Consider the following 15,112-nt stretch of genomic DNA (forward strand, 5'->3'; position numbering starts at 1 on the left):
CCCGGCTTCCAGCAGTCACCGCAGATGCTGCGGCGCGGCCTGTCGAAGCCGCCGTTCGCCGCCCCTGCGAATTGTTCTGGAGAGCGAATTAACACAATGTGCACAAACCATACTTTGATACTGCACCAAAGCTACGTCGGCCTATCTCTATTCATGGCTTTAGGAAAATCAAGCCGCTCGTGAGCCGCAGGCAGGACAATCAACTAATTCTTGAACGTCCTTTGACATCGGTTTTTCCGGAATGCCTTGGACACCGCCGCTCAAAATATCCGAAACCTGTTCTTCAAACTCACTAAATGTCATTGAGTACATTCCGCCTCTGGCACCCTCAAAGCGTGTATTCCATGAGGCAAGGCCCTGCCCAAATGTGAGAGCTTCCGAAAAGCCGTCCGGCCCGAGTTTGCTAAAACCTTCAAAACCTCCGGCGGCTAGCTTATGAATGATACCAGCCGTACACCAGTCTCCAGAGCCGCATGTGTCTTCCAGCCGTATGGATTGAAATGCACTCATCGGCGTCCATGGTTGAATTGTTCCATCCGTTTTGGAGCGGTAGCGAAGACCATGTTGACCCAAGGTTTGTATCTCAAGAAGAACAGAACTGTCACCATTAAGCACATCGCCTGCATCGGCCAATCGCTCGTCAGCGTATTTCAAGATGTGAGCAATTTTCAATGCTTCTGCAAAATGCTTGGGGTCGGATTTTGCCGATGGTTCAAAAATCACCACAGCACCGTTGTCAGACGCTTGTTTTGCGAGGGTTAACATTGCGCGCGACAACCTATCCATGAAAAAGACTGAAGCGTTCTCCATGTGCGGTGCCACCACGTCAACGGCAGCTTGGGTTATTGCCTTGAAACGAGGCAAGTGTTTCCCGCAAGAAGGGCAAGCCCATAAGAATTTGTGGGTCGGGTTGCCATCGGGATCAGACTTGATTTGCTGAACAATGATAGGCGTATGACCTGTGGGTTCACATTGGGCGAAATCTAACTGGACGTCCCATTTCGCCAGATCGGCCAAAACACGCTTGGAGGCCGCATCACCATTCATTCTAGCAATTGGGAATGATTTCCAGCCCAGGAAAGCTAGGATCGAAAGTACGTTTCCGCAAGTTCCACCTGTCCAGGATTTGACAGGCGCATCCGGGTCCATTCCAAGCACCAGATCTAAAGCAATCAAACCAGCACCAAAGGCTTCGGGGGCTTCATTTGAGGTCATTTATTGGCACTTCCGTTGCTTTTTAGTTTGGGCCTTGGCTGAGGGTAGGCATCACCTTCCAACCAAAGATGAACAAGCTTTTGTTCAGCGTTTGCTTGAATTGGTCCAATCACCATATCATATCCGATGGCTTCAAGATATGCGACTGGTAGGTTCCTCTCCATCGCAGCCAAAAGAGCCCCGATGGCCATAATCTTGCTTCCAAGGGGAGATAAGACCATCAATGAACCACCGATGTCTTGAAATACGCGCTGCCTCAATTCGTGTAGGTTCAAAATGGTCCGGTACAAATCCAACGGATTCGACTCATCGGCATAGACCAAGTTCCGAGTATCTACCGACCATGCGCTTTCGAGTTCGACGATGTATTCATCCGCCAAAATATCGACCTGCCGCGGGTTAGCTGCGGGAAAGGGAACGATTGGGCACGTGTCATGTGGCTCCACATAGCTGTGCAACACGTTTAACGCCGGTCTGCGACCGGCTACCAACTGAGGCAACCACAATTTTGCAGCCTTCGAAGAACTATCGAGCGAAGTCCCACCACGAAAACCATGAATGTAGCCGGGAGCATCACTGGGGATATGTGTTATAGAATTATCTAAAGACGGATTATGGGTGACGAAAACATGCAAATTCCCCGGCTTTAATCCGGCATCAATCCTTTCCGTAAGGTACCGGATCGCCGGAAAGCTCGTCCCGATCGACAGCGCACTGATATCAACCACCACGTCAGTGAAATCATCGTAATTCAGCTTGTGAAGCGCTTTCACAGCGTTACGACCGCCAACAACGGCGTTGTCAGTACCAAAAATCTCTATTTCAATGACCTCGCTGTTCTGCAAAAGGTCTTCGAGATCGGACTTGTTACCTTCTGCAAGCTCACTGAGGTTTTGCCTTGGCTTTGGTCTGATCTCCTTGATCAGGACCGCATCGAGCGCTGTACCTGAGTCCACAAGGCACTGAGCAACCAGAGTTGATCTTGGATCAAAGCCAGCGCCTGCGATTAGCAAGATTTTACGTTTGTCTGCCGCAAAATAGTCCTGTGCAAACTCAGCCACTTCCTGCCCAAAATGGGCGATGCATTGATCCCACCTCAACAGCCCGCTCCCATCAACTTGCCTTCAACATCGACAATAGGTCGTCAGTCTTGCGTTCCAAAAATCCACCACGTGTTTGCGACAAGCCGAAATGAACGCGCAAAACTCCACAAAGTTCAATCTGGCACCACATCCGATTTTTGGTGCTGTGGTTTTGAACTAGAACGAAAGCGTTGTACGCCGCTCCAAATTTCAGGATTCTAGCCAGCTCTTCATACTTATTCGGTATTTGATCGAATTCTTCTTGAAGAATGCCAAACGCTCCTGCACCAGCACCCCCACCCAGTGACGCATTCCCTTCAAGGGTCTTTGCAACGCATTGCTTGGCAATTCCTTCAGCCAGCAGTTTGACCTCCCTGTTGTGAGGGAAGTCCCAGCCTCGGTAAATCTCTCCAGCTTTTTTACGAAGCAACCGATTTTGATCTCTGCTGGACAACGAGGCCGGTTTTTCGCGGATCAGTTGAGTTTCGGCCTGGGTCACGAGCGTTGATGCGAGATGCAAAAACTGTTCCGCGTTCTCAGAGCTGGCATCGCACAACGCGTCGATATTGTAGTAGTATGGACGATCAAAATCGTGCAGAAGCCGCACCTTTGCGCCATCCGCGATACCACCATCAACCGACAACGGCCTGTTAGGTTCAACATCGTCTTCTTGATCGTCAAAGAGACCCTTTTGGGGCACCCGGTTGAGATACCGGTGAAACAGGATTGAAAGCATAGCTAGCGCCACGTCCTTGCTTTCATGCCCGTTACCCGCCAGATATTCTGAGATTTGGTTCTCAAGGATCTTCCGACGCTTATCAGATATTCCATTTTTGTGCTGAATAGTATCGATCGAATTCGCCAAAGTCTCGAGTTTGCTTGAAGAAATTATGTCGGGTTGCGTGCCGATGAAGTCCGCCAAATCTGAAATACCGCGACGCGAGAATACGTCCATTTGGCGCAAATAGCGTGTCGCCATCCCTTTGGCCATTTTGCGAAATGCTTTACGTTTGCCAAAGCGATCATCCTGGCTCTGCATCCAAATGACGTTCAACTCGCGGGCGTCTTTTAAACCCGGACGCGTGGTGTTCCCTTCGCTTTGAGCCAACAGTACATCTTCCGGCGATAGAGCATCCATGCGGGTTAATACCCACCGCGAGATCTTGAGTTCACGCCTAGCCAACCACTCTCGGAACGCTGTGAACTGTTCTGGATGTAAGTTGTGGGCATCATCGAATATTACCAACGGGCGCAAAATCTTGGTGTCCCCATCGACGGTTATCTCGAAATGTTCAATAACATCAAATGGGTGATAGGCAGCGGCGGCTTCATCATCGATGTCATCGATTGCAGGTGGAAGTAGGGCGGCTGAGATGCTGTAAATCTGTTCTTCGATAGCGCGCGCCCTGAGGAACAAGTCGCGCCCACCAATGCCACCGATTGCTGCCAATGCGGCGACGGCATCACCACGAGGCACAATCGAGATTTGGTCGAGCTCAACACCTGTGTTTGTCAAGTTGCTAATCCAGGACAGGATCGTCCTACTTTGAATGAGCGCGAACATCAATTTGCACTTCAGGTCATCAGGGTAAGGGAACTCCCAAAAATCCCGGTATTCAGATTCCAGTGGAACGCGACCACCAAGGAGGATGGGCTGCCTGTTCTTTATCGCACCACATTGTGTCAGTGTATCAACCAAAGGTTTGAAGTTGATTTGACTTTCGTGCCGGAGCAGCGTTTTTAGGGTCGTATATTGATAGAGTCTCGCAATGGTGGTTTTGCCGCTTCCGGGCGCTCCAATAATGACTGACAGCTGGTCGTATAATTTGCCGTCATCCGCGTGTTTTTTAAAAAATGTGATGAGTGGATCCGGCGTCACTAGCGGCAGGAACGCTTCGTCGTCACGACGATATTCAGATGCTCTTTTTTCAAATGGATTTGCCATATCTAAGCCTCACACATGCCGCTGGCGACGCCGGAAAAGAGGACGCATGGCAGGTGGTGTGATGCCATCTTTGGTTTCGCCGGTAGTTTCAGCCCAAAGTAGGGCTGCTGAATTATTGGGGGTATTGTGTTCAAGCACAATCGGCAGCGCGCACCCCCCATATCCCATGCCAAGATGCTTAACACCGCCAACAGCGGTGTGTTTGGTTTCAATGACAGGATCATAATATTTGTTCGCTAGGTCGATAAATGCATCATCTGTGCCAGCCGCAATTGGCAATTTTTCGTCAAAAACCGTCGCAAACGACAAATGAACTTCTTGGGGCCAGTTCTTGTGCTTCATATCTTGACGCGCAGACATTTCACTGTCGGTCATTTTCGCTTTTGCGTCAGCTGTCGCCATATAGTGATGCGCACAGAGCTGCCAGTCTGGAGCAACAATGTCTCCGACGTCAGGATCATTGATGGCTTTGAACAAAGACGTACGGAAACGCTTGAGCTTCCCCGACCATTTTTTCTCATTCGTTTTGTATCTTAAGAAGGATGTACCCGTGCCCGCAAAATCATCAACCAGATAGACGATCTTGAAGAGTGCATCTGGGTCTTCAAGATCTTCGCGCAGGTTTTTGAGGAGATCCTTCCACTTTTCGGTATCAATTTGCGGCGCGAGAACAAGCTGCTCGTTGCTGAGGCGACCCACATTGGAATGGCGCACGATATCCATTCGTGCTCCGTCACTCAGTCCAAGAACAAGCGTCTGGCGGCTGAGCCGTTTTATAGCTGCGGCTGCATCTGGGTTTGTCAAAACTGTATAGGGTTTTATGCCAAGGTTTGAAGCGACGGTCTGAACAATCCGCTGACGGATCGTATTTGGGAAAAACTGCTCCACAAGACGTCGCACCTCCCCAGGACCCACGTAGACCAAGCGTTCTTTTACAAACGTGTAGGCATCCTTGCGTTCGGCTTGATCGAACTGCTGCAACCACGTGGCCAAGCTTTCTGTGAAACGCATTCCCGCCTGAAAGTCTCGATAACCGTCATACTTAAGGCGGGCCATGAGTTTGAGCCATCTAAATTCTTTGCGCGACTCGTCGTCGTCCCACCGCATGATGTCGCCCATGATTCTGAGTGCAAGGTCCTCGTTCATTTCAGTGCCCCCGAGCGAAACTTAAAGGAACCCTCTGAGCAGATAATGGCATTGAGGTATTCAGTTAGAATACTTGGGCCACGTTGTCCTTGCGCCCCGAGGTTCCAGCACGTTTTCGGATCAGCGTTGATTTTGTCGACGCCCAAAGAATGAGGGCGGGTCAAAAGTTCATGATCATTTCCATTCAAGCCGCCACTGTCCCCGATAGATAAGATAGAGGCATCCGGGTTGTTTTGTATCACAGCGTCAGCAACGTTAAGCTTGGATACTCCAGGCGCCAAGATATCGATCGAATGCCCTGATCGGACCACTGACAGCGCCGCCGAGCCTACGCCAGACAATAGCTCAACAACGCTTTCGTACAGATGATCGGCGCTGTAACCACTTTTGGCCGTGAGGGTGATTTGATGGTTTCTGTCTTCTTGCTCAAAAAATTCACAAATCAAACCATTGGCGTTCAACAGTTCTGAAGCGGGATGAAGGTCGCCGTCGGCTCTTGCTTCACCATTGGGGGCCAAATTATCACTCAGTGAGCTGACTTCAGCCCCATTGTAGTACCCCAAGAGAACCTTGTCCCAATGGGTGCTCGGGATGCATTTTTGCAGATCAATCCGCGCGGACTTGCCTCGCCCGGTTGCCAAACAGACCCAAATATCTGCCTCAAGCATCTCGATGAGCTTTTTGACAATTCCTTCACTGGGAGGATCAAGGCGAGAACGTGTTTCGACAATGGTGCCGTCGTAATCAAGCACAACTGCATTGAAAGTTTCCTTTAGAAGCCCATCGCGAAAACTGTTTAGATGATCGTTCCAAGTCTGAAGAGATCCTGAGTGCATCAATCGATCGAAGGACTGCTTGGTTTTGCGTTCAATCGCGACAATGTCACGGCCCGAGATCCCATGTGGTGGTTTTCGCTTGGGGGTCTTTGGAGGTGTAAGTTTATACAGTTTGCGCCCAAACATCGGAACGCCTGGACGACCGGGATCAATGCGCTGCGCAATACCTGCAAGTGCGGTGAGTTTGAATGCAGCGAGCAATGAGGCCAAACCAGCGGCACTACCACCGGGCAGATCAATCGAAAGCTGCGGAATATCGTCCGGCAATAGCTCCATCGTCTTGTCGGCGAGCATTTTGTCTTCGGGAGCTACCAACGCCAGAACACCGCTATCGTCACCACGTTTTGCCAACCAATGATGCCGCCCATGCGCAAAGTTGCGGAAATCTGCCAACTGAATTGACCCGAGGGCTGCTTCGGTAAACTTGGATTCAATATCCATCGCGCCCAACCGTGTTGAGGGGCCATACAGGATGACTGTTGTTGTGCGTTGCCACAGAGGTGCGGCTTGCTCCTTTAAATTCAAACGATGGGAGAATGCTGGATCACTCATCGATCTCAGGACAGCAACTGTCTTATTCCAATCCTCAGGTTGACCAAACAATGAAGTGTAAGCCCGCTGCAATAGACCGGCAAACCCAAGCAGAGAATTTGTGGCCAAAAACCCGTCCTTGCCTGCAGGGGGTGGGTAAATATGCAGATCAACAAAAGGATGAGCGCGACAAAGGTCGGTGAGTTTTGTGTCGTCGCGGCCAGTCACGACGGTCAATTGTCTTGGCTCCCGGTCGATTAGTGCTCTTGCTGCCGCCAAAATGTCTACATTGCGACCACCCGCGCTTAGCAACCAGTTCGCTGTTTGTCCATCTATGGGCTCGCGTACTACCTCAAGGGGTGTCGCGACATTTGAAAGCTTTCCGGCAAACTGTCGGTGATTGGTCGCCAACCCGTGGGCCGCAGAAAGAGAGCCACCTGATCCTATTGCCACTAATGGAAGATCACTGGAGGCCTTAAGGGATTTGACCAACCCAGAAATATCAACTTGACAAAGCCAGTCCAGCGTTTCGTTTAGCTGCTCCATTTCCGATGCATATGGCTTGGCCATGATGTGCTACGCCCCTTTGTATATTTAGCGAACAAAAAGAGAACGTATCGCATAAATTCATTAATGTCAGCTAAGTTGCTCTTTTACATAGTTATGCGAATTGGTCAAACGGATGTCCGCTTTTTTGCTTCACGAACCCAGATGCGCGAGCGCAGCAAAGGTCCAGTCCCCTGAAGGTCTGACCACTGCCGGACGGTCGCAGCAGGGACGACCCTTGTTCGTATCTGAATGGCCTCTGTGGGTGGCTCCTGCATTGCAAGCGTTTTCTGTCGATGTTTGCGGTCATTTTCGTCAGTACCGTCGTCTGTCCGGCCTGTTTGTGTTTTGGCATTGCCTCCACTGGCCCTGATGAATTCCGCGAGCGAGGTTCCAATCGGGTTATCGGCCTCTGAAGAGGGCCGCAGCCATTCCCGGAGTGTCCTTGCTCTTGGTTGACTTAATTCCGCATCATCACTTCAACGTCTTGCATCTCGTAGACAGTCAGCGCGGTTAGAACGCTGGCTGCCGATATTCCTGTTTCTTTGTGAGCAYCGCCCAGATGGACCGCGCTGCCTTGTTTGCCATCGCGACTGTTGCCAGCCGGAATGGTTTGTCGGCAATGATCTTGGCTGTCCACAGATCAACCTTTTCTGGCGAACGTTTCGCCATCACRGCGCGAGACGTCATGCCCACGACCAGCAGCTTGCGAATGTAGCGGTCGCCAGCCTTTGTGATCTTGCCCAATCGCTCTTTGCCGCCACTGGATTTGTTGAGCGGGGTCAGCCCCAGCCAAGCCGCCAGATCGCGCCCGGTGCGGAATTGTTTTGCGTCCCCGATCGTCGCGACAATGGCCGATGCCGTTATTGGCCCAATTCCTGGCATGCGCATCAATCTGCGCGCATCTGCGTTGAGTAGCGCGTGTTGCTCGATCATCTTGGAATAACCTTCGATGCGCTCGTTCAAACCGATAAACTGATAGCACTGGATACCAAGCATTCCGTTCGCGATCTCGGGCATGTCCGGGTGATCACCGTCAAGGTGGCGCTTCGCAAAGGCCGTTACCGCTTCGATCCCGATAGGCAAGATATGCCCGAACTCGCGCAACAGGCTGCGGATCATATTGGCCAGCTGGGTGCGCTGCCGGACTGCCAGATCCCGCGTGCGGTGGATCGATAGAATAGCCTGTTGAKCCTCGGTCTTGATCTCGACAAAGCGCATCGTCGGGCGCCTGACGGCTTCGCAAATTGCCTCCGCGTCTACCGCATCTGTCTTTCCGCGTTTGACATAAGGCTTCACATAGTTTGCTGGCATTAGCCTGACGTCATGACCAAACTTGCGCAGCTGACGGCCCCAATGATGGGATGAACCGCACGCTTCCATGCCGACCGTGCAAGGCGGCAGCATCTCAAAAAACGCTAAAAGCTTCGCACGCTTGATGGCCCTGTTGAAGATCACGCGCCCACTCTCAGAAATACCGTGAACTTGAAAAACGTCCTTTGCCAAATCTAGGCCTACTGTCTTAACTGTCATTGGGTGGCTCCTTTCCTAGCAGTCGGTAACAACTGCACTTTGGCACATTCGATGCCGGTGGAGCAGGAGCCACCCACCCCATCCGGTTTCCGTCTTCCCTGCATGTGCCTTCGCGCATGCAGCAAGATTTTGGCGACCGCAGCGAATGTCCGGAATATGGCCAAATCAAGCGAGTCCGAACGAGTCACGGCGAACGTCTGTAGCTTCCAGCCAATCATCGTTTTTCGACGGATCGTATGCGCAGGTGGGCAGAATGTTTCGGGCCGATTGCACTAGGCAAATTTCGAATATTCGCCACTGAACAGAGGCATCAACCTGTTGATCAACTCGTCAGGCGACAAGCGATGCGCCAGCCCAGACAGTTCAGGCTCGGTTGCAGTATTGATTGGTGCAAAATTCAGCAAGTCGCCCAGATGGGTCGCCAGCATTGGCGCTTTGATGGACTCGATCATATTGGCAAGTTTTCGATCTTCCTGCGTCTCTTCTTCAACCGCTGTCTCACTCGGATCTTCGAAAAACCCATACCCGGCTGTGCCGTTGTCGAGAACAGACGGCGCGCGCGGATCCGCGACCGCCGCGCGCTGAGAAAGTGTTGTTTTCGGCTCAGGTTCCTCAGCTTCCGCTGACTTCGAGGGCCCCGCGTCCTTCAGGAATTCATCGTACCGGGTCACAACACCCTCTTTGACGACCGGAATCTCCGGCCAGGGTTTGCCCTTCTGGCTGTCGTTCAGCGCTTTGAATCGGTGGTCTCTGTAATACGACACTCGATTTGTCCGGATCGGGAACATGCCCTTGCCGGTGATAATGACCTCCTCTTTCCCCAGGCGGCCAATCTCTTCCGGCGTCATGAGTGCCCGGCTTTTCTCCGACCAGCTTTCAGACCGGCCCGGTTCTTTCGACCAGTTGCGGCCCGAGACGGATTTTTGCGTTACCGTCTTGTTGCCGAGCGCCTTGGACAGCTTTTGCTTGGTCTCTTCGGAGTTTGGTGTCAGCCAGACATGCAGATGCGAGCTCTCGGTTAGAATTTCCTCACCTGCAGGTCCATAATGTTCCCGAAGCGAAGCTGGCGATTGCACGACCAGGCACAGCCGGCCACCATAGCCGGGTAGGGTGGTCACGGCATCGAGCACGCCCTGCATCTTCCCAAGCGAATGAAACTCGTCAATCAAAAACAAGACGGGCAGGAAGTCCTCGCCCGAGGCCATGAGCCGCCGTCGCAGCGCATTGATAGCGCACTGGACGAACAGTCGGACAAGGGGGCGTGACACCTGCTTATGGGCTTCGGGGATACAGATGTAGCAGGTCTGCGGTTCCCAACGCATCTGTTCAAAGTTGAAGTCGTTTCGCTCTGTTGCGGCAGTGGCCCGCACAATGGCCGGGTTGCTCCAGGCATTGAGACCGCCGCCCATCAGCACCGACAGGTAAATCCCCAGCTGCTTGTTGTCCTGGCCCGCCATGCGCAGAAGCACGCCTTTGGAGATTGGGTCCGGTGCCCGGGACGCCAGCGACGCAAACATGGTTTTGTAATCAGGAACCTCATCATGCCCCTTCACTTTGGGAGTAAGCACCTGAAGAACCCGCCCGATCGAGGGCAGGGGTTCATTGCAGACAACAGCAGTGGCGGCTTTGAAGATTTCCTGTGCGTCTTCCATCAGGGAGACTTCCGCGCCGCTGGAGCTCTTCGGGGCAAGCAGTGCCGCGCTGATTTCAGAGATCCGCACAAGCCGGTCTTCCAGATCGACCATCTGCGAGATTTCAATCAGCGGGTTGAACACGTGCGATCGGCCAACAAGCGAGCCGTCCGGATTGTTGGGAAACTGCACATCGAATGGCGACAGCACCCGCACCTTGTCGCCCTTGTCCAACCGCCGCCGCGACGTGGTTTCAAAAAGCTCGCCTTTGACGTCATAGACGATAAGCGAACCGGGATAGTCGAGCAGGGTGGGGACGATGATGCCGACGCCCTTACCGGAACGCGGCGGACCCGAGACCAGTACTGTGCCTTGGTCATCGGTGTGGGCGCGCAGGTGCGGGGCCTTTTTCTCCGGTTTGCCCAGCTTGCCAAGCACCAACCCCCAGTCACTGACCAGTCGCGCCGCGCGGATCTCTTTCATCGTGGCCCATCGCGCATCACCATGCGCATCGGTCGCGGTCACACCTAAAACCATCCCGCCGAACAAATAGGCAAGACCCGCGCCGGTCATCAGCCCTAATGTGATACCGCCCCAAAGGACCAGGTCCCAATCCTTCGAGTGCAGGCTGTTGCGCTGGCTGAGCAGCAGCCAGGGCCGCCACGTTTCAATTTCGCCATTCACTTTCCAGGCAATTAGCAGCGCCGCCCAGAGCGGAATGCTGAGGATGGCAGCAGCGATGGTGTACGGAATGTGTGTCTTTGCCTGTATGGTGGTCATGGCTTTTTCCTTCAAGGCAACTGTTTGAGGTGGCGGCACGTTTTATAGCAAAGCGGGCCCCAACGCTGTTGAGCCCCGCATTGGTTCAGCTGGACGGGATCACAGGTACAGATCCCGCGAGACGAACACGTTGAACTGCTCGCCCTGGTCAACCCAGATCGACGGCGGGATGGACAGGTATTCCTCAAAAGCGTCTTTGCCGGAGTTTGCAAACCCGTCTGTGCCTGAGGCCACGTCACTGTCATTGATGGTCCGATTTCCAAAGCTCGATATTCCCGAGAAAATCGAAATGAAGAACGCCGCTTCGAACTTGAGCCCGAAGTGATGCTGCACGTTTCCAGTCAAACCGGCCCGTCCCAGAGCATCCACACCACGCGACCCGATCATAATGGAGCGCTGATCCGGCGTGATCACCCGGTTCCAGGCCACGAGAACCCGGCGCTGGCCCAGCGAGATATCCGAGGAATATTCGCCCACCAGCGTTGATCCACGCGGGATCAGGACTGTCGTGGCATCCGCTGACCAGACGTCCCGGCTGACGCGCGCGCGCAACTCGCCCGGCAGGTCTGATGAGATTGCCGTTTCAAGGATGGCCGGGATGGTGCGGCCTTGCGGAACAAGGCGATGAACGTCTTTTAACTGCGTGGCCCGGGCCATCTGAATCGAGCGGGACGCAGCCGCATCAAGGAAATCGTTGCCGGTGCTGTTGTTCGCGCCAGTGCCGGCCCCTGCACCCGCGCTGCCCCCACCCAGACTGTTGGTCAGCGGCTGCGCCAGCCGTTCCTCCTCAGCCTTGCGGACAGCTTCCAGCCTTTGCGCTTCCGTATCGCCATTGGGTGCTGTTTCCGCGGTTTGACCCGGCTCGGTAATCGGTCTGTTCGCCTGTAGCCGCGCGACCAGCTCGCGTTGGCGCCGCTCAGCGGCCAGCCGGTCATCTTCCATCTTCTTCAGGAGCGCGTCCAATGCGGCTTGTTGTTTTGCCAACGCTGCAACGGCCTCCGCATCCAATGCGGGGGAGGGTGGTTCAGTGGTTGGTTCTGCATCTGTTGCCGGTTCTTGATCCTGGCTGGCGGCGATCAGTTTGCGCAATTCCGCAATTTCGGCTTCAAGCGCGGCGACGCGCGGATCTTGCTGTGGCTGAATCTCCGGCATGCGTTCTGTCGGGACAGTTCCAAAGAGGGCACCGCCCTGACTGCGCGGATCGGGTGTTTCATTGACCTCGGGGATGATGCCGGCACGGCGACCAGCATCATTGCCACCGAGATTGATCCAAAGTGCAGCCCCGATAAATCCGATGAGAGCAAGCGCTCCCAGGATCATAGGTAAGTTGATGCCGCGTCGTTTCTCTTCGACGGTTTCGATGCGATCCGACAGGAGTTTGTTTTGGTCTGACATCAGCGGTTCTCCCCATCCAGGCTTGCGCTTTGATGTGACCGGGATGTTGGCCCTCTTTTGACTTTGTCGGGGTCACGGTTCTGATCAATTTCATAGAGGCGGTTGTTGAACACACAGACCACATAAGGCCCATCGCGGAGGACGAGGCGCGGATAAACGCCGGTCACAACAATGGTTCCGTCGGCCAGATCACTTGTGTTCACCAGACGCTCGCGGCCGTCTGCACCCATCGCGAAGACCGAGGGCCGCACGCTTTGCTGCTTCAGGCGCAAATAGGTTTTGCGACCATCGTCAAAGGCCACGTTCGGGCGCAGCAACCTGTCGCCGCTCGCGCTGTATTGGAGATTTGCGGGGCGCCCGGACGTGTTAAATGCCGTCTGGATAGTGCCCGCCTGTCGCGGCTTATATCCGCGCTTCCGATCCGGATAGTTGAACCTGTAGAGAAACCCCACATTTCCGGGGGCACCGCCTTTGTGGGCGTGCAGCAGGAACACGTAAGTGCGCAGATTGGTTTCCAGAATGAGGTTGCTGGCCTGTGGGGTGGCGTATTTTGCCTTGATGACAAACCCGTCCCGCGCGGTGTTGGGGATGAAGTCCCAGGTCTTGGGGTCGCCACGGACCTCATCAACCATCACCTCGCCCTCTTCCAGCTGGAACGTCGTGGCATACCCGGTATAGGCGTCGATCTTGTAAACGTCGTCGGGATGGTAGTTGAGCGTTCGAATGCGGGTGTCGGTACGTGTGCCGCGCCCTTGCTGTTCAGCTGAAACCGAGACAGCGCCCACGGCCAGCATCAGGGCGGCAGTACAGATTAAACGGAGCATCAGCGGGCCTCCTCATCCAAACGGTAGTTGGAGACGCAGAAGCCGGTCGGGTTTTGCCACCGTTCCTCAAGCGTCATGTTTCCGGTGCGGTCGAATTCGTACCCCATCGTCACAACGAAATTGCGCTCTGAGACGGGTGCGCCTTGTTGTGCGCGGGCGCTTTTCGTCATGCGCAGCGTGGCCGAGTTGCCGTTGTGCAGGGTGACAGACCGAATGCGCACATCGACCCGGCCATAGCTGCCATAGATGTTCATGGGGCTGTTGGGGTTTTCCTCCGCGTAGAGCGCGGCCAGATCCTGAGCTGCCCCGCCACATGTCAGGCCGTAGACAGTATTCAGCCGGACCCGCTGATCATGCGCATCATAGGTTTCGCGGTCGCGCGCATACTGGAACAACAGCGCCTGTGTGACATACTCATCATCGTCCAGCGTAAGATCGCCCAGACGGGACGCCACGTTGACCAACCCGGTATGCTTATCGACGGTCATGGTGATCGGGATCAGCTCTTTCAGCGGGGTCATGGCCATGACGGCCGCAACACCCATCACGCCAATCAGGGCGCCAACCCCGCCGACCACATAGGCCAGCCGGGCTCGGCGTTGCATCGAGAGGTACATCTCATCTTCCCAGCGATCATGACCGTCATGAATGGTTGTCGTGTCCGGTAAAAGCGAGCCCCGATCACGCCCGTCTGGATTATGCAGGTCGGGAGTAAATTCTGCTGATGAGTGTTGCATGTGGTGACTCCTCGTCTGTTGCGGGGCAAGCCCGCCAGCGGATTTGGGAAAGTTTCAGGTCAGGTTTTTCGGCGTCGGGCTTCTTCAGCCATGCGTTGGGCTCCGCGGCTTACAGCATCCCGAATGCGCTGATTGTTGGCCTCTGTTGGGAAGGGTCCGTCCGCCGCACTGGCTGCATTCGCGCGTTGATTGGCAACGTCGCCAAGGTTGTTCCCGCCGGACCCTGCGCCCGTAAGCCTGCCGCCCAGGAGTTTCATGCCTTGATGACCCGCGCCCCTGATCTGAGACTCGCCGAGAGCCAGTGCCGCGCCGCCAATCCGTTGCGCGATCATCGGACAGATGAGGAGAAGCCCTGCAGTGATCCCGCTGATGCCCGCCAGTTTGAACATTTCCAACGGAATATCTGTGCCAGCATCAACACCTGTAGAAACTGCGTCAGATACTCCCTGCGTGGCAGAAAGGGCTATACCCATGACCCCAAAGAGCAGGATCTGAAACAGAATAAGCATCGTAATGCCACGGACCCACCCATTGAAGATCTCTGCGGAACTGCGGAGATAAGCCCAGACAGCCATGACCGGGAAGATAGCAAGCAAAATGGCCATCAGAACTTTGGACGCGACCAGCAGTGCAAGGGCAATGACAATCATGGCAAGGATCGCGATCGCAGCGAGTAGCGCCATGATGACCACGCCGAGCGCTTCGCCCGACAGGTAGTCAGTCACCCCGTACGATCCCAATGCAGTTGTGATATTGTCGAATGCAGTCTCAGCGAAATCTGCAAAGGCGGTCGCAACGCCTCCGGCTGTTCCGGCCCCACCAAACTCGCTGATTATTGTGTTGCCAACATTGACGGGAAATTGCGTCAGGAATGGAAAAATGAATTGGGTCCAGAGTGCGCCACCTGACAC

The 15,112-nt window shown here is 54.3% G+C and carries 11 protein-coding genes; all 11 read right to left on the minus strand.

Features of this window, described 5'->3' with window-relative positions; genetic code table 11:
- Positions 1-168: 168 nt before the first annotated feature.
- On the minus strand, positions 169-1,215 hold the full coding sequence (locus tag D9K61_RS13220) for a PfkB family carbohydrate kinase (RefSeq protein ID WP_254055769.1): 1,047 nt from the start codon (positions 1,213-1,215) through the stop codon (positions 169-171).
- A complete protein-coding gene (locus D9K61_RS13225; protein ID WP_254055770.1) occupies positions 1,212-2,276 on the minus strand; it encodes a hypothetical protein in 1,065 nt (354 codons plus the stop codon). The genes D9K61_RS13220 and D9K61_RS13225 overlap by 4 nt, the downstream gene beginning before the upstream one ends.
- 52 nt (positions 2,277-2,328) lie before the next feature.
- Complete coding sequence (locus tag D9K61_RS13230; protein ID WP_120633692.1) at positions 2,329-4,242, minus strand: hypothetical protein; 1,914 nt, start codon at positions 4,240-4,242, stop codon at positions 2,329-2,331.
- A gap of 9 nt (positions 4,243-4,251) precedes the next feature.
- Positions 4,252-5,388 (minus strand): hypothetical protein, encoded by a 1,137-nt coding sequence (locus tag D9K61_RS13235; protein ID WP_120633693.1) that lies wholly within the window; start codon positions 5,386-5,388, stop codon positions 4,252-4,254.
- Positions 5,385-7,325, minus strand: a complete 1,941-nt coding sequence (locus D9K61_RS13240) for a sucrose-6-phosphate hydrolase (protein WP_120633694.1) — start codon at positions 7,323-7,325, stop codon at positions 5,385-5,387. The genes D9K61_RS13235 and D9K61_RS13240 overlap by 4 nt, the downstream gene beginning before the upstream one ends.
- 489 nt (positions 7,326-7,814) lie before the next feature.
- Positions 7,815-8,834 carry an IS110 family transposase gene (locus D9K61_RS13245; RefSeq protein ID WP_120633695.1) on the minus strand — a complete coding sequence of 340 codons (1,020 nt, stop codon included), beginning with the start codon at positions 8,832-8,834 and terminating at the stop codon, positions 7,815-7,817.
- Between the two features lie 272 nt (positions 8,835-9,106).
- Positions 9,107-11,245 (minus strand): type IV secretory system conjugative DNA transfer family protein, encoded by a 2,139-nt coding sequence (locus D9K61_RS13255; RefSeq protein WP_162946871.1) that lies wholly within the window; start codon positions 11,243-11,245, stop codon positions 9,107-9,109.
- A gap of 99 nt (positions 11,246-11,344) precedes the next feature.
- Positions 11,345-12,640 (minus strand): TrbI/VirB10 family protein, encoded by a 1,296-nt coding sequence (locus D9K61_RS13260; protein WP_120633698.1) that lies wholly within the window; start codon positions 12,638-12,640, stop codon positions 11,345-11,347.
- Complete coding sequence (locus tag D9K61_RS13265; RefSeq protein ID WP_120633699.1) at positions 12,640-13,464, minus strand: TrbG/VirB9 family P-type conjugative transfer protein; 825 nt, start codon at positions 13,462-13,464, stop codon at positions 12,640-12,642. The genes D9K61_RS13260 and D9K61_RS13265 overlap by 1 nt, the downstream gene beginning before the upstream one ends.
- A complete protein-coding gene (locus D9K61_RS13270) occupies positions 13,464-14,201 on the minus strand; it encodes a virB8 family protein (RefSeq protein WP_120633700.1) in 738 nt (245 codons plus the stop codon). Before D9K61_RS13270 ends, D9K61_RS13265 begins: the two co-directional genes overlap by 1 nt.
- Positions 14,202-14,260: 59 nt before the next feature.
- Positions 14,261-15,112, minus strand: an 852-nt coding sequence (locus tag D9K61_RS13275; protein ID WP_162946872.1) for a type IV secretion system protein, incomplete at its 5' end; no start/stop codon positions are given.

Source organism: Ruegeria sp. EL01 (genome assembly GCF_900313035.1).
In the GTDB taxonomy this organism is placed as follows: domain Bacteria; phylum Pseudomonadota; class Alphaproteobacteria; order Rhodobacterales; family Rhodobacteraceae; genus Ruegeria.

Coding starts and splice junctions, on each gene's coding strand:
- D9K61_RS13255 (WP_162946871.1), bottom strand. CDS start 11,245: ATGACCACCATACAGGCAAAGACACACATTCCGTACACCATCGCTGCT.
- D9K61_RS13240 (WP_120633694.1), bottom strand. CDS start 7,325: ATGGCCAAGCCATATGCATCGGAAATGGAGCAGCTAAACGAAACGCTG.
- D9K61_RS13235 (WP_120633693.1), bottom strand. CDS start 5,388: ATGAACGAGGACCTTGCACTCAGAATCATGGGCGACATCATGCGGTGG.
- D9K61_RS13230 (WP_120633692.1), bottom strand. CDS start 4,242: ATGGCAAATCCATTTGAAAAAAGAGCATCTGAATATCGTCGTGACGAC.
- D9K61_RS13220 (WP_254055769.1), bottom strand. CDS start 1,215: ATGACCTCAAATGAAGCCCCCGAAGCCTTTGGTGCTGGTTTGATTGCT.
- D9K61_RS13260 (WP_120633698.1), bottom strand. CDS start 12,640: ATGTCAGACCAAAACAAACTCCTGTCGGATCGCATCGAAACCGTCGAA.
- D9K61_RS13265 (WP_120633699.1), bottom strand. CDS start 13,464: ATGCTCCGTTTAATCTGTACTGCCGCCCTGATGCTGGCCGTGGGCGCT.
- D9K61_RS13270 (WP_120633700.1), bottom strand. CDS start 14,201: ATGCAACACTCATCAGCAGAATTTACTCCCGACCTGCATAATCCAGAC.